16 protein-coding genes and 5 pseudogenes are annotated in these 17,749 nt (G+C 44.4%); 9 read left to right on the forward strand and 12 right to left on the reverse strand.

The window, feature by feature from the left end; all coding sequences use genetic code 11:
- Nucleotides 1–76: 76 nt before the first annotated feature.
- Nucleotides 77–1,999 (reverse strand): PrkA family serine protein kinase, encoded by a 1,923-nt coding sequence (locus V4C51_RS01645; RefSeq protein ID WP_330924380.1) that lies wholly within the window; start codon nucleotides 1,997–1,999, stop codon nucleotides 77–79.
- A gap of 559 nt (nucleotides 2,000–2,558) precedes the next feature.
- Here V4C51_RS01645 and V4C51_RS01650 point away from each other — a divergent pair.
- From V4C51_RS01650 to V4C51_RS01685, 8 genes and pseudogenes are all read left to right on the forward strand, one after another.
- Nucleotides 2,559–3,380 (forward strand): sulfite exporter TauE/SafE family protein, encoded by an 822-nt coding sequence (locus tag V4C51_RS01650; protein WP_330924381.1) that lies wholly within the window; start codon nucleotides 2,559–2,561, stop codon nucleotides 3,378–3,380.
- Nucleotides 3,381–3,437: 57 nt separating this feature from the next.
- Nucleotides 3,438–4,283: a prolipoprotein diacylglyceryl transferase gene (lgt, locus tag V4C51_RS01655; protein ID WP_330924382.1), complete on the forward strand. Its 846-nt coding sequence runs from the start codon at nucleotides 3,438–3,440 to the stop codon at nucleotides 4,281–4,283.
- A gap of 20 nt (nucleotides 4,284–4,303) precedes the next feature.
- On the forward strand, nucleotides 4,304–4,498 hold the full coding sequence (locus V4C51_RS01660) for a GNAT family protein (RefSeq protein WP_330924383.1): 195 nt from the start codon (nucleotides 4,304–4,306) through the stop codon (nucleotides 4,496–4,498).
- Between the two features lie 258 nt (nucleotides 4,499–4,756).
- Complete coding sequence (locus V4C51_RS01665; RefSeq protein ID WP_330924384.1) at nucleotides 4,757–5,590, forward strand: thymidylate synthase; 834 nt, start codon at nucleotides 4,757–4,759, stop codon at nucleotides 5,588–5,590.
- Nucleotides 5,591–5,892: 302 nt separating this feature from the next.
- The gene (locus tag V4C51_RS01670; RefSeq protein ID WP_330924385.1) at nucleotides 5,893–6,657 is read left to right on the forward strand and encodes an alpha/beta fold hydrolase; all 765 of its coding nucleotides are present in this window, start codon (nucleotides 5,893–5,895) and stop codon (nucleotides 6,655–6,657) included.
- A 77-nt stretch (nucleotides 6,658–6,734) separates the two neighbouring features.
- Nucleotides 6,735–6,851, forward strand: a pseudogene (locus V4C51_RS01675) (IS5/IS1182 family transposase); the annotation flags it as partial.
- A pseudogene (locus tag V4C51_RS01680) lies at nucleotides 6,845–7,108 on the forward strand (transposase); the annotation flags it as partial. The pseudogenes V4C51_RS01675 and V4C51_RS01680, both read left to right, overlap by 7 nt.
- Nucleotides 7,109–7,127: 19 nt before the next feature.
- A pseudogene (locus V4C51_RS01685) lies at nucleotides 7,128–7,352 on the forward strand (hypothetical protein); the annotation flags it as partial.
- Nucleotides 7,353–7,361: 9 nt separating this feature from the next.
- Here the strand turns inward: V4C51_RS01685 and V4C51_RS01690 are convergent.
- The 8 genes and pseudogenes from V4C51_RS01690 to V4C51_RS01715 form a co-directional block, all read right to left on the reverse strand.
- A complete protein-coding gene (locus V4C51_RS01690; protein ID WP_330924387.1) occupies nucleotides 7,362–8,624 on the reverse strand; it encodes an MATE family efflux transporter in 1,263 nt (420 codons plus the stop codon).
- Entirely contained in the window at nucleotides 8,621–9,148 is a 528-nt protein-coding gene (locus V4C51_RS01695) for a hypothetical protein (RefSeq protein WP_330924388.1), read from the reverse strand. The genes V4C51_RS01690 and V4C51_RS01695 overlap by 4 nt, the downstream gene beginning before the upstream one ends.
- 30 nt (nucleotides 9,149–9,178) lie before the next feature.
- Nucleotides 9,179–9,733 (reverse strand): annotated as a pseudogene (locus V4C51_RS17830) (multinuclear nonheme iron-dependent oxidase); the annotation flags it as partial.
- Nucleotides 9,734–9,956: 223 nt separating this feature from the next.
- Nucleotides 9,957–10,028, reverse strand: a complete 72-nt coding sequence (gene movA, locus V4C51_RS18130; RefSeq protein WP_476577887.1) for a methanobactin-like peptide MovA — start codon at nucleotides 10,026–10,028, stop codon at nucleotides 9,957–9,959.
- 168 nt (nucleotides 10,029–10,196) lie between these two features.
- Nucleotides 10,197–10,762, reverse strand: a pseudogene (locus tag V4C51_RS01700) (IS5 family transposase); the annotation flags it as partial.
- Between the two features lie 196 nt (nucleotides 10,763–10,958).
- Entirely contained in the window at nucleotides 10,959–11,192 is a 234-nt protein-coding gene (locus tag V4C51_RS01705) for a hypothetical protein (protein WP_330924389.1), read from the reverse strand.
- A 94-nt stretch (nucleotides 11,193–11,286) separates the two neighbouring features.
- Nucleotides 11,287–12,039, reverse strand: coding sequence for a 3',5'-cyclic-AMP phosphodiesterase (gene cpdA, locus V4C51_RS01710; protein ID WP_330924390.1), 753 nt, complete (start codon nucleotides 12,037–12,039; stop codon nucleotides 11,287–11,289).
- 5 nt (nucleotides 12,040–12,044) lie between these two features.
- Nucleotides 12,045–12,512: a DUF1249 domain-containing protein gene (locus V4C51_RS01715; RefSeq protein WP_330924391.1), complete on the reverse strand. Its 468-nt coding sequence runs from the start codon at nucleotides 12,510–12,512 to the stop codon at nucleotides 12,045–12,047.
- A gap of 114 nt (nucleotides 12,513–12,626) precedes the next feature.
- Here V4C51_RS01715 and V4C51_RS01720 point away from each other — a divergent pair, with 114 nt between their 5' ends.
- The gene (locus tag V4C51_RS01720) at nucleotides 12,627–14,027 is read left to right on the forward strand and encodes a TolC family outer membrane protein (RefSeq protein ID WP_330924392.1); all 1,401 of its coding nucleotides are present in this window, start codon (nucleotides 12,627–12,629) and stop codon (nucleotides 14,025–14,027) included.
- A 464-nt stretch (nucleotides 14,028–14,491) separates the two neighbouring features.
- Here V4C51_RS01720 and V4C51_RS01725 read toward each other — a convergent pair whose 3' ends face one another.
- Genes V4C51_RS01725 through V4C51_RS01735 form a run of 3 tightly spaced genes read right to left on the reverse strand, consistent with a single transcriptional unit; the run spans nucleotide 14,492 to nucleotide 17,419 of the window.
- Nucleotides 14,492–15,340, reverse strand: a complete 849-nt coding sequence (locus tag V4C51_RS01725; RefSeq protein WP_330924393.1) for a DUF2861 family protein — start codon at nucleotides 15,338–15,340, stop codon at nucleotides 14,492–14,494.
- A gap of 8 nt (nucleotides 15,341–15,348) precedes the next feature.
- Entirely contained in the window at nucleotides 15,349–15,990 is a 642-nt protein-coding gene (locus V4C51_RS01730) for a response regulator transcription factor (protein WP_330924394.1), read from the reverse strand.
- Entirely contained in the window at nucleotides 15,968–17,419 is a 1,452-nt protein-coding gene (locus V4C51_RS01735) for an ATP-binding protein (RefSeq protein ID WP_330924395.1), read from the reverse strand. Before V4C51_RS01735 ends, V4C51_RS01730 begins: the two co-directional genes overlap by 23 nt.
- Between the last annotated feature and the right edge of the window lie 330 nt (nucleotides 17,420–17,749).

Consider the following 17,749-nt stretch of genomic DNA (forward strand, 5'->3'; position numbering starts at 1 on the left):
TATCCTCAATTTCCCGCAATCCTCGCTACGGGCGCTATTCTCGGACAGGCTCCTGGCGGCCATACGAAACGGCTGGTTACTGGGATTTACGCACACGAATATACCATTCAGACAACAGCCGCACCTGCTTCTCGGTATAGCCGTGCTCTACCATGCGATCCACAAAGTCTTTATGTTTACGCTGATCATCCTGCGATCCTTTCGGGTTAAAAGAAATGACAGGGAGAAGGTCTTCAGTATTTGAGAACATTTTCTTCTCAATGACCGTACGCATTTTTTCATAGCTCAGCCAACTGGGGTTTTTCCCCTGATGGTTGGCACGCGCTCGCAAGACAAAGTTAACCACTTCATTTCGGAAATCCTTGGGATTGGCAATGCCTGCCGGTTTCTCAATTTTTTCCAGTTCATCGTTCAGCGCACCACGATCAAGAATATGACCGGTATCAGGATCACGGAACTCCTGATCCTGAATCCAGAAGTCTGCATAAGTGATGTAACGGTCAAAAATATTCTGGCCGTACTCAGAATACGACTCAAGGTATGCTGTTTGAATTTCCTTGCCCAGAAACTCCACATACTTCGGCGTAAGGTATTCCTTGATAAAGCGCATATAACGCTCACGAATTTCTTCAGGGTACTGCTGTTGCTCTATCTGCTGCTCCAGCACATACATCAAATGCACAGGGTTAGCAGCGACCTCTGAGGCGTCGAAGTTAAAGACTTTTGACAGAATTTTAAAGGCAAAGCGCGTCGATAACCCATCCATCCCTTCATCAACCCCGGCAAAGTCTTTGTATTCCTGCAAAGGCTTAGCATTAGGGTCGGTATCTTTCAGGTTTTCACCATCGTAGACCCGCATCTTGGAAAATGCCGATGAATTTTCAGGCTCTTTGATGCGAGACAGGACAGAAAACTGTGCCAACATTTTCAAGGTATCAGGTGCGCACGGGGCTTTTTTCAGCGAACTGTGCTCCAGCAATTTTTCGTAGATTTTCATTTCTTCGCTGACACGGGTGCAGTAGGGCACCTTGACAATATTCACCCGGTCAATAAAGGCTTCATTGGTCTTGTTGTTTCTGAAAGCCTGCCATTCAGATTCGTTAGAGTGTGCCAGTACAATGCCTTCATAAGGAATGGCACCAAGTCCTTCAGTACTGTTGTAATTACCTTCCTGCGTAGCTGTCAGCAATGGATGCAATACCTTGATAGGAGCCTTGAACATCTCGACGAATTCCATAAGCCCCTGATTGGCACGACACAGCGCGCCGGAGAAACTGTAAGCATCCGGGTCGTCCTGGGAAAACTCTTCCAACTGACGAATGTCCACTTTCCCCACCAGGCTGGAAATATCCTGATTATTCTCATCGCCTGGCTCTGTTTTCGCCACACCGACCTGATTCAGACGACTGGGGTACAGTTTTACCACACGAAACTTGGAAATATCCCCCCCGTATTCATGCAGACGTTTCACTGCCCAGGGTGACATAATATAGCGCAGATAACGCTGAGGAATACCGTATTCCTGCTCAAGAATACCAGCATCTTCATCGGGATTAAAAAGGCCCAGGGGCGATTCAAATACCGGAGAACCTTTAATGGCATAAAACGGGACGCGCTCTATGAGCTGCTTCAGCTTTTCAGCCAGAGAAGATTTTCCACCACCTACAGGGCCAAGCAAGTACAGAATTTGCTTTTTCTCTTCCAGCCCTTGGGCTGCATGTTTGAAATACGACACAATTTGCTCAATGGCTTCTTCCATGCCATAGAATTCTTCAAAAGCAGGATAGCGTTTGATCAGTTTATTAGAAAAGATGCGACTAAGCCTGCTATCTTTAGCCGTATCAACTACCTCAGGCTCACCAATAGCCAGCAGCATACGTTCTGCTGCATTCGCGTATGCGCTTGAGCCTTTTTTACAAAGGTCGAGGTACTCCTGCAGGCTCATTTCTTCCTGCTGAACTGACTCATACCTTTCCTGAAAATGTGCGAATATAGACATAGCTTCTCTCCCCCGCCCGGTTTGTGGGTAATGGTAGGCGTACTACTTTTTTATGATTATCTGGAGCTTATCGCAACAAGCGTTTTATTAATTAAGTACAAGACAATACAATAAAATACCAAACTTTTGTAGCACCTTGTAAGTACAAATACGTTATAGAGGGAATAGAAGTAAAAGTCCATTAAAATAAAACACGACTACAGACGTTTTTTCGTAAAGGTGATCATAGTGCTATATCCAAATACCAGGCTAGCCTGCGGCAGTCACCTCTATGGCATGCCCACTTAGAAGCTGTTCACAATCTTTTACTGGCTGAAACCGTCGATAAAAGCGGCCTGTTTTACGCGCTTTTTTTCGTTACATAGCACCACCTGACTCTCAGAAAATCAGAAACAGACAGCTTTATCTCATCAGCTTCGGTCTCACAAAAAATCATGAACAACTTCTTAAGTCATCCTGTACAGTGTGGTATGTCTTAATTCAGCTATTATTTACGCCATGCCATGGCTAATTATTCAATTACTCCCGAAGATGCGCTACATTCAGCGGCTATTCACAAATGGGTTACAAGGTAACAGGCATGGTGTTTGCACTCTACATTTTGATCGGCGCACTGGCCGGGGTATTAGCAGGATTGTTTGGTGTGGGAGGTGGCTTGATTATTGTACCAGCATTACTCGTCAGCTTTTCTGTTTATGGGTTTGCCCCCGAAATAGTGACACATCTGGCTATTGGCACTTCCCTGGCCACCATTGTGATTACCTCCATCAGCTCCACGCGGACGCATCACCAAAAGAAGGCCGTAGACTGGAACTTGTTCAAACAGTTGTCACCCGGAATTCTGTTGGGTTCCCTGCTGGGCGTGTATACGGCGACACAGCTCAATGGTCGTACACTGCAAGGAGCGCTGGGAATCTTTGCGTTACTGATGGCAACGCGGCTATGGTATGGTCACGCATTATCAGCATCAGCGTGTGGCAACCAACCCACAAAGCCCTGGGTACTGACTACTGGAGGCGGTATCATCGGATGGGCATCTGGGATGTTTGGCATTGGTGGTGGAGCGTTATCCGTACCTTTTCTTCGCTGGCGCCGTGTTCCTATGACGCTTGCTATTGGCACGTCGGCAGCCTGTGGCCTGCCCATAGCCATCATGGCAACAGCTGCCAACATGATCATGGGGGCTGATCAGCCTTTTTTACCTGCATACGCTACCGGCTTTGTTTACTGGCCAGCCTTTATCGGTATTGTGCTCACCAGTGTACCTTTTTCCCGCCTTGGTGCTAAATGGGCCCACAACCTGCCTGCAAGCAGGCTTCAACAAGGCTTTGCCTTATTTTTAGTCGCTGTGGGTGTTAAACTGTTATGGGCAGCCTTGTAATTGGTATGACCGTGGCGATTTACCATTATTTCAACAACCTACTCCTGGAAGGGTGCTGTGATAGCTTATCCGAATATTGATCCGGTTGCGTTTAGTCTTGGACCTGTCAAAGTCCATTGGTACGGTTTAATGTATCTGGTGGGCTTCGCCGGTGGATGGTTCCTCGGTCATGTCAGAGCCAAACGATCCGGTGGACTATGGCATTGTGAACAGATCAGTGACATGACTTTTTATGGCGCTATTGGCGCAGTTCTCGGCGGTCGTTTTGGCTATGTGTTTTTTTATAATTTCGATTATTTCCTTCAAAATCCACTCTGGCTATTCCATATCTGGGAAGGGGGCATGTCATTCCATGGCGGCCTGGTGGGTGTTTGCATTGCTATGTGGCTATTTAGCAAAAAGGTGGATAAAACTATTTTCCAGGTTTTGGATTTTGGAGCGCCATTAGTACCTCTGGGTTTGGGTGCAGGTCGTTTAGGTAACTTTATCGGCGGCGAGTTATGGGGACGTGTTTCCGATGTGCCCTGGGCAATGGTCTTCCCACGAGACCCCAGCCAGCTGACACGGCACCCTTCACAGTTGTACCAGCTTGCCCTTGAAGGGATTGTGCTTTTCACTGTGCTCTGGTGGTACTCAGCAAAACCCCGTCCTCGTATGGCTGTTACCGGACTGTTCCTCGTCGTCTATGGATTGGCCCGGATTGCTGTAGAGTTTTTCCGAGAACCTGATCCCCAACTGGGTTTTATTGCATTTGACTGGATGACCATGGGACAGTTATTGTCATTGCCAATGGTATTGCTCGGTGTCTTGTTTATCTTTTATGCGTACCGGAATAACCCATTACAAAATGGCATGAACGTGGACGATGCCGCCTGGCTAAAAAGGAATAAAACCAAACAATAAATAAAAACAGAGAATGGCCTGTGCCTGAAATAACCGTGAGACACAGCAACAAAGACGATAAAGACGATATTGGAGCCATCAAAGCCATTCGCGAGGCACGACAGGCGGCAAGAGGAACGTTACAACTGCCTTTTACAGCCACTGAGCTTTGGGCGTCACGACTGGCGGCATTACCCGCAGGTGTCTACAGTCTTGTCGCAGAAAATGGCCGATGACGTGGTTGGGCAGTTGCAGCTTCAGCATTATCAAACACCTCGCAGAAATCATGTCGCAACGTTTGTTATGGCGGTAAAAGATGGCTTTAGCGGTTTAGGCGAGGGTAATCAACTATTGTCTGCAACGATCGACCTGGCTGATAATTGGCTCAATATAAAGCGGCCAGGAGCCTGTCGGACTTATGCTTTTGAGCATAAGTCCGACAGGCTCCCAGTGTGTATCATATGGGCCGAATCAATGAAAAGGACTAACGCACCATGAAAGAGTATCTGAAGCTTCTGCGCCACGTTAAGGATCATGGCACCTTTAAGCCAGATCGCACCGGCACAGGCACCTACAGTGTGTTTGGCTATCAGATGCGCTTTGATTTGGCCAAAGGGTTTCCCCTGGTTACCACAAAAAAATGTCACCTTCGCTCTATCATTCATGAACTCCTTTGGTTTCTGAAAGGTGATACTAATATTGGTTATCTGAAAGACAACAATATTCGTATATGGGATGAATGGGCAACACCTGAAGGTAACCTTGGCCCAGTGTATGGCAAGCAATGGCGCAGTTGGGAAGGGCCAAACGGAGAGACCGTGGATCAGATTCAGTGGTTGCTGGATGAAATTAAGCGTAACCCGGATTCTCGCCGGTTAGTGGTCAGTGCCTGGAATCCAACCGTACTGCCTGACGTAGCGTTTTCTCCTTCTGAAAATGCAGCGCAAGGCAAACAGGCATTACCGCCTTGTCACTGTCTGTTTCAGTTTTATGTGCTTGATGGAAAACTGTCCTGCCAGCTTTACCAGCGCAGCGCTGATATTTTCCTGGGTGTGCCTTTTAATATTGCATCCTATGCTCTGTTAACCATGATGATTGCCCAGGTGTGTGAACTCGCGCCAGGTGAGTTTATTCATACTTTTGGTGATGCCCATTTGTATTCTAATCACTTAGAGCAAGCCAGGGAGCAGCTGTCCAGAACCCCTTTCCCATCACCTGCCATGGTCATTAATCCTGCGGTAAAAGACCTGTTCAGCTTCACCATTGATGATTTTGAACTGCAACATTACCAGACCCACCCACACATCAAGGCTGCTGTTGCTATTTAACGGCGCCTGTTTTTTAATCTGTCTTCAAATTTAACGACTTTAGTCGTTAATTGACTAGCTAGTCTAGGAGCCTGTCGGGCTTAAGCTTTCGAGCATGAAATTCAGTAGAGCGAGTCAGATTTTTCGATGGATTTGTGCGAATAGTTGACCTATTTAAGCAAATTCATCGGAAAATATGGCCGTTCTTTCTGGATTTCAGGCCGAAATTGCCTTAAGTCCGACAGGCTCCTAGTCTAAAAGGCGCTGTCATTAAGGCTGATGGCAGCTGCCTTACAATGCGCTATTTTGAGAGGTATTCATCCATGCATCTGTTTGCCCACCAGCAGGGTCAGGGATCAGATCTTATCAGCATTCACGGACTGTTTGGCTCTCTGGAAAACCTGGGAACCCTTAACCGCTCCCTGGCAGCAAACTTCACAGTGCACGCCCTTGATTTGAGAAACCATGGTCGCTCCCCGCACTCAGATACCATGAATTACCGGCTAATGGTACAAGACATTGTCGTCTATATGGATACTCTAGGGCTGACATCCGTTGACCTTGTCGGGCACTCCATGGGTGGAAAGGTGGCAATGTCTGTAGCCCTACAGGCGCCTGAGCGGGTGAGAAAACTGATTGTGATGGATGTCGCTCCAGTTACCTACCTTGCACGGCATGATGATGTGTTTTCCGGGTTTTATGCCATTGATTTAGACACGCTTAAGGGACGCTCCGACGCTGACAAGGTATTAGCGCACTATGTAAAAGAAAAAGCTGTCCGCCAGTTTCTCTTGAAAAACCTCTACAAAAATGAACACGGACAGTATCGGTGGCGTATGAATCTGGCTGGTATTCATGCGAACTATTCGAGCCTTATGGAAGGCCAATCTGCCAGTGCCCCCTTTGAAGGTGATACCCTGTTTCTGAAAGGGGGAGAGTCTGACTACATTCAGCCTGAGCACCGAAGCGCTGTTCTGTCACTGTTTCCGAACGCATCGGTTAAAATCATTCCTGAAGCAGGCCACTGGCTGCATGCTCAAAAACCTGCATTGGTGTTTCGATCCATACAGCGCTTTCTCAGTGGCTAATGGGGCGCCCCTCAGAAGCTGTTCATGATCTTTTTTCTCCTTCATAATTCGGCCAATGAGACAGACCTACCCCAGTGATAAAAGAAATACTGGGTGCCTCTGTACAAGTGGCAAAAAGGAGTGAACTTCATACTTTTGCAGTGATACCGCAGCGGTGGGTTGTCGAGCGCTCGTTCGCCTGGATAGAGAAGCACGGCGGATAGCCAGCAAACTTGAAATTCATTACACCCCAAAGCATGGCAGCTGGCTCAATATGGCAGAGATAGAGTTGAGTCTTTTAAGTCGTCAGTGTCTGGATCGGAGAATACCTGATCAGGAAACGCTGAAGGCAGAAGTGACAAGTTGGGTAGCTACTCGTAATCAGGTACAGGCAAAAATGGATTGGAGATTCACAACAGAAGACGCTCGGGTAAAACTGAAAAAGCTCTACCCGACAATCTTATTGAAATGATGTACTAGATCTCTCCAGGGCGGATTATATGATCTGCAAAAACATGGCAAAACATGGCTACAAATCCGAGCAGATCCACGAAACACGGGAAACACCCAGCCCGGAGCTACCGATCCGGCAAGCTGGCCATGAACAGGATTATTGCGAAAAGACGGTCAGTGCTGCCGTTGACAGCCCTGATGTGCGGAGGCACTTGGAGGAGAAACAACACGAGCGGAGTCGTGGGATGGAGGTGGGGCGCTAATAAAATAATCTAAATTTCAGCTTTTTTTAAATTTACGTCTTTTTCTGTGAAGTCAGAGCTCTTCATTATAATTTTCATCAGGTAGGCTATAGAAAGAGTAAGAGCTATAGCATTTGCTAAAGAAAGGCATAAAATTAGTCCTTGGTTACCGTAATAGCTATATAAAGCTATGCCCGAAGGTATACCAAAAACAACAAACGACAACCTAAACAATGGAGGTAAAACAGGGTAACCCTTAACTCTTAAAATTGATATTAATGAGATAGCTAATCCATCAATAGCTATTATTAGTACAGATAGTCTGATATCATCAGCTAATCCGCTAAGTCTATCATTTACGTATAGATGAGAAATTTCTTTAGAGAAATATGATAGCAGTAATGAAATAGATGCTACATAAAATAGTGAGAGCACAACGATTTTTTTGATATCCGTAATTAGAATTTTTTCTTTTTTCGATAAAAATATAGTAAGCGATATGGAAAAACCAACAAAAACGATGAATACTGTGTTTATAAAATTAAATGTTACCCCTAGATTGGCAATATTATAAGTAGTGGCTGTTTTAGATAAAAAGTAAAACATGAACGCAATGGAGCCTGTGAAAAAAAAACTCGTTATTGATTCTGATTTCCCATATTTTAAAAGTGTAGAGTTTAAAGCTCTAGAAAATCCTACTCTTATTTTTACAGGACTTGTTTTGTATGCCATCATAATTATGATAAAACAAAAGGCATATCGCAGCATAGTTGTAGCTAATGATACTGAGTTTGAGGCAACTACTGGGAGTGTATTTATAAGAATATAGTTTAAAGTTGCATTTGAAAAAGACATGATTGCTGTAATTATTAGCACGTTCCTTGTAAATCCTTTTGACTCCATTATTGCTGAAATACCAACAAATACAGAAAGGGGAAACAATCCTAATACTAATATATAGTACACATCACCTGATGAACTCCCCTTTAAAAACAAAAAACCTGACACTATCGAAACCAACGTAATTATAAAGCCGACAACTATAGAATATCCTATAATATTATTGATATCACTACTCTTGGTGTTTTTCTTGGGAACAAGAATATTAATACCTACACTAAGCGATATTATTAATATTACAAACACTTGTATTATTTGATTTGCAACTGTAAAGTTTGCCACATCTTCTGCAGTGCTTCTACCTAGCATCATCATATCAATCATTGGCATTGATAGTGCTATCAGTCTAGTGCCAGATATTATTAGACCTTGCTGTAAAATCTGTTTTATCATAATAATTTACTGCCATTTATTTTTTCTAATTGATCAAGGTCACTCTCATTATCTAGTAGCCAATAGTTATATTGATAATTTGTCTTCAGACTACTCTCCATAGAAAAATAGAAAACCTCTCTCTCTAGTCTTGCTTGAGAGCTTTTCTCCCCACATATAATATTTTTAGGGTGATTTTTCTCTTGTATGGCTATTATCCGCTTCTGCGTTTTATCAAAGTAAGTCCATTGGGAGCAGGTAGAAAGTAAACATTGCACCTCTAACTCATGAGAAATCTCTAATTTCATCTCTCTTAAATAAGCTAATATAGTTGATCCTATTCTCCAATCAGAAGGTAGATTTCTGCAATATAGCCATCTAAGATATTCGAAAAAAACATTATCATCGTCAATATCCAAGAATTTTTTTATTGATGGTAGAGATGACTTTAATAAAGAACTGGTTGCTGAGTTACATAAATATGCATATGTTTCTTCTTTGTTTTTCCCTGTTATTTTATCACTATGCTCTATATTTATGTACACATCATTTTCTAATACGTTTAGGCTCATAATTTCATTGAGTAAGCACCAGGATTTTTCTGAGACTTGCTGATTATGACCATCGTGAAAAGTACCATCTTTTCCTGTAACTATACCAGAAAGATGGATCTCCTTTACAAGACCCCAATCAATAAAACCAATAATGCTATATGGGTTTATTCCGTTATTTTTACAATCTATAACTAGATGGCTGATGTCTACTATTACCTTTGCTCCTGACTTTTTTGCAACCCTGAATATACTTTTTAAGTTAATAATTATTTCTTCAGGAGACTCTGAATAAAAATTGGCATTCTCTATCCATATCTGTTTTTTTGTTTTGCTATTAATTTTATTTATGAATAATATTGCCAGCTCCTCCTTCTCTGGTGACTGGTTATAATGAGAAGTAAAGCCGAATTTTCCAATATTATCCCTTCTATCACCACAAAGATGAAATCCAAAGCTAATGATGCTTTCATACTTTAATAAAGGCTCTATTTTTTCACGTATAAACGCATCTTGACGGTCTGAACTTTCTGTAATAGGGGATCTAGATAGTATGTATAGAAAGACTCTTGTTATAATTTATGTTAAACTTTTTTTGTTCTGAAAAAACTTTGTTAAACGCTCTTAATCCCAGTTCGATCAACTCAACTTTTCCAGGTATTATAAGTTTGCCGTCTATAAAACACGGATTATAACTACAAGCTATCTTCATTATTTTATATGCTCTTTTATAAGTATTGATAATTTATTTTTAATATCGGGATCGCTACATCTAAAAACATAATAGATGTAGCATAAACAATTAAAGGTTATAGCTACCGCAAGTTGCTTCTTTATCATTAACTTTAACAACTACTTTTTTACTATTTTTCATAGTTCTAACCCTATTAAAATGTTATCGGGAATCCTTAACGTACTTACATTTATTACCTTTTGCAACAAGTAGTTACCGAAAGGCTTTCTTAATCTTTGCATCCGGTAAGAAGCTGTTCATAATCTTCTCAACAAGGGTGCCCCCTATGTCCGAGTAGAAGAGGCCGTTACCGACCTCAACCCTCGCAGACTCCACCTTTGACAGGGCTGACTTATTGTTTTCAAAATCTTTCGGGGCCCCGACTCTATCATTGACATCTGCTGTAGTAATCGTGATTGCGTGGGGCAACCCTTGTGTATCTACAGCAATGTGGCGTTTAATTCCAGATACTTTTTTGCCAGCATCATAGCCTTTATCCAGCGCATAAGCAGTATTCTTGACGCTCTGAGCATCAACGATAACGAAGCTCGTTTTCTCTTGTCGCCCCTGTTTAGTCCGGGTTTCGCCAACTTGATTTTTTTAAAGCCCGCTCAAGCAGGCTGACTTTTTCATTGTCACAAGGCTCACTCCATTGTTGACAAACACCGAAAATAAGAGTGAACTGTTCTCCATTTTGGAAAATCCTTGGGGATCATGCGCCACTGACAACCGCTTTTGAGTAGGTAAAGCACAGCGCAAAACACATCATAAAGGTCGATAGCGCGCGGTTTGGTTGTTTTTCGAGCGCTTTCAAGGATCGGAAGAATCGGCTCAAACTGTTCACGGCTGATATCACTGGGGTAGGTCTGTCTCATTGGCCGAACTATGAAGGAGAAAAAAGATCATGAACAGCTTCTCAGAAGTTTACAAGTAGCGAGAATCATGAGAAACAGAGAATAAAAAGTCGATCTTGAGAGGCGAACAGCCCGCTATTTAATTAACCAACAAAATTGACTTTTTAGTCCCATTTTTTGCAGACAGCATTAGCATCACGACTTTTAAGACAGCCTCTCAGTGATAGGAAGGTGGGTCAAAGTCATCATAATCGTTACAATCATCGAATGTCTCATCAACTGGCATAGCACCGTGCTTTTTGGAGTAGTAGTGATCAATCCCCTGACGGATTGTTGACGCTTTTCTTTTCTTACAGCGCTCTTTCCTCGCACGCTCCTTACGGTGAGCAACATGCTTATCATCAGTAAAATCCTCTTCACTGTGATAATGCCCTGCCTCTTCCCTGGCCATAATACGTTCCTTATTGGTTACTGCATCTTCATACTAAATGCTAGGAAAGCTCAGGCCACCATGTCATAAAAAATCATAATATCTAGCCAGCTATCTATTGCTGAAGTGAATCAACCCGGATAACCTCTGTGTCTAGCTGCCCATCATCCATCAACGTCAGCACTCGGTATCCTGGCAAGCGGGTACGATCTATCTGAAAAGTCTCACTATCAGGCATAAACTGGACGCTGGTCGATGGCGTGGCAAAACAGGGGATGCCCACCAAATCTGCGTTGTGTTGCTGATGGATATGCCCGTGAATCACAGCCTTTACATGATCACAAGGCTTGATAATACGTTGAAAATCAGCAATATTGCGCAGGTTGTTGGTGTCAATCCACTCACTGCCTACCTTATACGGCGGATGATGAAGCGCAATAACCGTGTTCTGAGGGTGATGCCTTAGCTGGTTTTCCAGCCAGGACAGCTCTCCTTCCGATAACGTGCCATAAGCCGCATCGGGCGTTTTGGAATTCAATAACAACAGTTGCCAGCGCCCAAGCTCAACGCGCTTTTGCATCGCGTGAGGACAAACCGCCCGCATAGTCGCTTCTTCTACATCATGGTTGCCACAGAGCCAGAAAAATGGAGTTCCCAAAGGGGTGAGTATATCCACTAGCTGTTGATAGGATTCAACCGTATCATCCTGACTTAAATCACCGGTTACGATAATGGCATCACAATCCTTATGGTGCCCCTTGATTTGATGCACGATACCAGACAAATTTTGATAAGGATTGATGCCATAATGCATGACATCGGGTGAAGCAAACAAATGGGTGTCGGTAAGCTGGATAATTTTTTTCATGGTTTTCAAGACGTCTCATACGCATCAGGCACATGCCCACCACTGATACAAAAATCCAGCAACTCGCTCAAAAACTGATTCAACTGGGCCTTTTCGTTCAGAGATAGCATATACCCATTAGGATAGTGAGTGATCAAAGGGAGTCTGGCGTATTTTTGCGCACCTGTTACTTCAGCCATCTGTACATCATGGTACAATTGCACTTTCAATTCAGGCAACGTCAGCCATCTACCCCATGCCGCAGACATTTTCAGATGAATACTTGTAGTATAGGGCGCCCGGTTCAGTACCCAAATATCAAATCTACTGGCGGACAAACTGTTATCTGAACTATGATGCACCAAAAACTGCACCTGATCCTGATGTTGAAGGCAAGGAAGCAGTTTCATCAGCCTGGCATAATTCACCTCACACAGGCTATGTTGTCGGCTCAGATCGACCTTGCAGATCGTTTTTTTTGCTAACGTGGTCATGGTTTGATCATAATCCACCGCATGAATATGATCATCCTCTTGTTTTTTGTGACTGTTCCAAACACTATAGACCGAATATTTTATTTTTTGTCGATTTATTCAAAGGACCACATTATGATCCGACCCCGTCATTCTGTTTTTCTGTTGGCTGCTTTGGCAAGCTCTGCCATGAGTGTACAAGCAGCGCAACCAAAGTATAATCTGCTCGATATTTATAATCTTGCCCTTGAAAATGATGCGACCCTGGCTGCCGCAAAGGCAGGTATGCTGGCAAAAAAAGAATTGCTTCCTCAGGGACGGGCGATGCTGTTGCCAACCATCAGTGCCAGCGCAAATACACAGTACCAAAAGAAAACAACCGACGTGACCGGTGGCGATGACCAGAAAAGTAATTATAACTCCAATGGCTGGAGCGCTACTTTGAGCCAGCCGCTATTTAATCTGGCTGGTTGGTATGGTTACACCCAGGCTCAATCCCTCACTACTCAGGCTGAGTTTGATTTTGCTAACGCTCAGCAGGATTTGATTCTTCGCGTCTCTCAGGCTTATTTTAATGTTCTCCGGGCAGAAGACAGCTTGATAACCTCCATTGCAGAAGAACGGGCGGTGAAACAACAGCTGGACCAGGCACGTGAACGCTACAATGTTGGCCTGATTGCTGAAACCGACGTACTGCAAGCACAAGCTGCCTACGATAATGCACGAGTTGCCCGCATCGAGGGTGAAAATCAAGTGAATGTCAGCTACGAGAACCTGCGAACCATTACCAATGCCAGCGTGACGGATATCGGTAAGTTGAAAAAGAGTATGCCGGTGATTAAGCCCACCCCGGCTATTGCAGGGGAATGGGTAGAGAGCGCCCTGAAAAACAACATTGCCCTGAAATCAGCAAGAGCCGGCATTAAAGCTGCCGAAGAAAATATTAAGGTGAAAAAAGCAGGGCATGCGCCCACTATTGAAGCGACGGCCTCTTATAATTACAACAATGACAATAGTGCCGAGGGTCCTTTGGAGCCCGCTGGCTCAGGCTATAAAACAGGTCGCTCCGATGGTACTGTTGTCGGCTTGACACTGACTATACCCATTTTCTCTGGTGGTGCCACTCAATCTCAGGTGCGTGAAGCCACCTACCAAATGGAACAGACCCAACAAAACTTTGATAAACTACTGCGCGACACTAATGCCAATACGCGCAACCTTTATCATACTGTCAGCTCTGATGTTGACCGGGTAGAAGCTCGCCAGCAGGGAATCATTTCCTCTGAGAGCGCATTAAAAGCAACACAAAGCGGCTATGAGGTTGGCACCCAGAATATTACCGATGTACTGGATGCCCAGCAAAAACTCTATGCCGCCCAACGCGACTACCTCAATGCCCGTTATGACTTTATCATCAACACTCTACAACTTAAGCAATACGCAGGAACCCTGAGTCCTGAAGACTTAAAACAGCTGAACAGTTGGATTACCTTTAACAAAGCAGAAAGCTCTCCATCTATTCCTGTTACTCCGTAATCAACCCGATAGTTCAGGGTGATACATTTAACATCACCCTGAGGGTGAGGGAGAACGCTCTATTACTTCAGGAAAAATGGCATTTACTGCCGCGACCATGTATTGATTATCAAAATCGCGTAAAACCCCGTACTTCCAGGAGCCTGTGGAATAAGGCGTATACCGCTACTGGTAAGGGATACGCTGCCCCAGGGCATTGCCCTCTGGTAGCAGGAACCCCCGTCGTTCAGAGGGTGTCGCGAAACGCTTAATTTTCTCCGTCGTCATCCCGTACAGGGATTGTAAGGAATCTATGCCACAAGGACGTGAATCACTAAACCCCCATGACGCGTGCGGTTAGAGTGCCTTCCATAGCGTGTGGTTCCTATACAGGATGACGGTGCGGGGTGTATTTCAGCGTTTCGCGACACCCTCTTCACGTCGGGGAGGCGGGGAGGATGTCAACTCAAGGTAGTAAGATCACCCTACTCATGCTGCTCGGGAAGCCAGCTGACAGGTATGGAGATCTGCTGGCGAAGCTCAATTTCAACCCCCCCCTGAAAATAGTAAAACGAGGCTGAAAGCCCAAGCCCGGCAGCACTTGCAGGGTATTTTTCAGGCAACAGAAAATCCTGGTCAGTTTTGATCGGTACAGGAACGCCTATAGTGGCAAAATCTTTACCAAACCAGCGCTGGAATACCGTAACCGGCGGGCAGCCTTCCAAGTGGTCTGGTAATTTCAGATGCACAATACCCTTGCTGGACCAGGGGTCTAACCAATCTCTGACATTGCAGGGTAAAACAAACAACAGATACTGCTTTTTCTTGTTCAGCGTTAATGTATAAAACCCTGATGGCAAGGGCGCAAACCATTCAGGGCTTGCCAAAATAACAGGGCTGGCAGACGTTGGAAGCGTGCCGGAAAACCAGAGCTGATCTTTTGCATCTTTAAGAGTAAATGTTGTGGGATGTTCTGAGTGTTCAGCTTCTATCAGCACTTGATAGACATATTGCTGTCTGGGGTTACTGCGAGCAGCAAGCACCACTTTGAGGGGAGGGATATTGACGTCAGCGTAGACCGTGTCGCGTCCACACCGGGTCTGCCTCAAAATCTCAATACCCACTAAACCACAATGTTTCTCTATTGCGTTTCCCCTACCCTGCTTGAGTAGGGCACTATAAAACTCCCGATAAGCCAACTGCGGGTGTTTGTTAATTAAAGCATCATACACTGGTTTCAGTGGCGTATTTCTGAAAAAATTATCTGCCGCTACTGTCTGGCGGACAATAAAAGTCAGGAAAAATATTACGGTTAAAAGAAGCACAAAGCGCATCGGATCGATCAGCCTTTCAAGCGATAACCAACACCACGGATAGTTTCTATATCTAAATCTGGTAATTTTTGACGCAACTGTAGTACATGGTTGTCCACCGTGCGCGTCGAAGGGAACGACTGGTACCCCCAAACCTGATTTAACAGTTCATCCCGGTGGTACACCCGATTCAGATTTTGCACCAGCAACAACAATAACTGGAACTCTTTGGGTTTTAATTCAACGTGGGTGTCCGCAACAAAAACATCATGCGTCGCCAGGTTGAGTACAATGTCTCCGTAATGAAGATTGACTTCCCCAACAGGCCGCAACTGAGTTTGAATACGGGCTAGTAGCTCGTGATTTGAGAATGGCTTGATCATATAGTCGCGAGCGCCCGCTGCCAAACCGTCCACACGGTCCTTAATATCAATACGTGCTGTTAAAAAAATCACAGGCAGTGATTTTTTCATCAGCCAATTAGGCAGAAAGGTCGAACTATCCCCGTCGGGGAGTTGCCGATCCAATATCACCAGGTCTGATGAGTACCAGAATTCTTCAACTTCCGCCAGTGTTTGCACCCAGTCGCACTGATAGCCCTGTTGGTTAAGAAAATCGATAACACCTTGTCCCAGCAGTATATCGTCTTCAACCAGCAGCAGTTTTGTCATAGTCTAACTCCAGAATATAACGGGTTGGATGACGTTGGTGAATAAGCCGTCCCCCCATGCGTTGCATTATGCGTTTAACCAATGTTAAGCCAATACCCATCCCTCTGTTTTTACTTTTTTTCCCTGTCAATAATTGCCACCAACCTGGGCTATCACCTTGGTCGTTTACTTCAAGCCTAAGCTTCGGGGCTGTTGATATAACCAGAAAAACAGGTGGTTTACCATGGGCGAGCGCATTTCTGATTAGGTTTTCCAGACAGAGTCCAAGCCAATACCAAGGCAGTGACAGCTCTTTATCTTCGCTGATTGTAAATTGAACAGGGTAGTTTTTCACCACGTCTGCAAGCCACTCAGATAATAATACTGACTGACATTGCAACATGCTCTGATTATCACTGCTGAGAAAGCCTTTACTGGTTTCAGTAAGTCGGTGAAGGCGGGAACAATCTTGTAATAGTCGGCCAAAAGCCATTTGGCCTCGTTCGCTAAGTTGGTCATAGTCCGCGCGAAACTGCTCAACGGTCATACTCAAGCTGGCGACAGGCGTTCGTAATTCGTGGACTAACAACTGAAGGATAAACTTTTTTTCTCTCGTATCTTGTTGGCGTTGTCTCAGGATTCTGACAACGCTGATAGCTACGACAAGAAAAAAAAATATGCCCGTTATCCACCAGCTAATTAAAAGCGTGATATTACGCTCAGTAATACACAGGTTACCAGCAGAGAATATTGCGCAACTTTGCTGCTTTTGGCGCTGCGTGATCACCAGATAAGCTTCTTTGGCCAGTGGTTGCCAGGTGGTTGCCGCTATTTTAACAATAGATGTCTGATTACTCAGCCATAAACTGTTATCTGATGCCAGAAAGAAGTGAGAACCCGCAAGAAGTGCTGCTATCCCCTCAGGCTCAATATTTTTAAAAGCGTTATACAACGGATGCAGAGGGTTGCTTAACGTCAGCAGGTCGGCGTGATGTGTTAAAAAATTCGTTGCTTCATCGCTGTTGCCACCAAAATTTTTTTCAATAGCTTCCAGATACCTGTCCGCATAACTCCCACCTGCTGGATGTAATAAAGGGGCTTGAGTCCACCAGCTTTCTGGTAACGCTCGCTTATTGCAAAGCGCCCATTCAAAGTCAATGGCCGTTTGCAGGCTATGGGTGTCGACTTTCACCCACTGACAGTTGCTCTTTACCTTGAACAAGGTTTCAATATCAGACCATGAATACTGCGTCAATAAAGGATATTGACTGTCCACTGTGAGTAACTTTTCTGGATAAGTATGCAATTTTTTTAGATTGATAACCCCATCGGGCTTAACCCTGCGCAATGCTGCCAAAAAGTATTCAAAACGCAGGGAAGTAGAGGTTTCAGCAGCATACAAAGCAGAAGACAGAGAAAAGGTAACAGCCAGAATAATAAAAGCAGGCAATGACAGCATGCTGCAAGAAGTAAGAAGGGGCGTCCTTAGATAATGCTGTGTTGGTATAGGGTTCATAAAAAAGAAAAATTAGGCGGTGCTGAGATAGTAGTCATTCTGCCTGGTAAAATCCAGACAGAATCCACAGGCACTCTATGCAATGGCACTTCCGGTTAAAAAATCGCTTGAAATCGTCCGTCGTTAACTTTAGTTTGAGAGCCATAACCACCCGATGCATCGGCCTTATCAAATGCGCTTTGGTTTAGCGCTCAAAAAATAAAAGTGAATACGCCCATGCAGCAGGAGGCACTAAATCATAAACCCTAAGGATGTGTACTTTAA

The organism is Candidatus Sororendozoicomonas aggregata, assembly GCF_031528575.1.
In the GTDB taxonomy this organism is placed as follows: Bacteria; Pseudomonadota; Gammaproteobacteria; order Pseudomonadales; family Endozoicomonadaceae; genus Endonucleibacter; species Endonucleibacter aggregata.

Coding starts and splice junctions, on each gene's coding strand:
- cpdA (WP_330924390.1), bottom strand. CDS start 12,039: ATGAAAAAAATTATCCAGCTTACCGACACCCATTTGTTTGCTTCACCC.
- V4C51_RS01670 (WP_330924385.1), top strand. CDS start 5,893: ATGCATCTGTTTGCCCACCAGCAGGGTCAGGGATCAGATCTTATCAGC.
- V4C51_RS01730 (WP_330924394.1), bottom strand. CDS start 15,990: ATGACAAAACTGCTGCTGGTTGAAGACGATATACTGCTGGGACAAGGT.
- V4C51_RS01650 (WP_330924381.1), top strand. CDS start 2,559: ATGGGTTACAAGGTAACAGGCATGGTGTTTGCACTCTACATTTTGATC.
- V4C51_RS01705 (WP_330924389.1), bottom strand. CDS start 11,192: ATGGCCAGGGAAGAGGCAGGGCATTATCACAGTGAAGAGGATTTTACT.
- V4C51_RS01720 (WP_330924392.1), top strand. CDS start 12,627: ATGATCCGACCCCGTCATTCTGTTTTTCTGTTGGCTGCTTTGGCAAGC.
- V4C51_RS01690 (WP_330924387.1), bottom strand. CDS start 8,624: ATGATAAAACAGATTTTACAGCAAGGTCTAATAATATCTGGCACTAGA.
- V4C51_RS01725 (WP_330924393.1), bottom strand. CDS start 15,340: ATGCGCTTTGTGCTTCTTTTAACCGTAATATTTTTCCTGACTTTTATT.
- V4C51_RS01665 (WP_330924384.1), top strand. CDS start 4,757: ATGAAAGAGTATCTGAAGCTTCTGCGCCACGTTAAGGATCATGGCACC.
- V4C51_RS01715 (WP_330924391.1), bottom strand. CDS start 12,512: ATGACCACGTTAGCAAAAAAAACGATCTGCAAGGTCGATCTGAGCCGA.
- V4C51_RS01645 (WP_330924380.1), bottom strand. CDS start 1,999: ATGTCTATATTCGCACATTTTCAGGAAAGGTATGAGTCAGTTCAGCAG.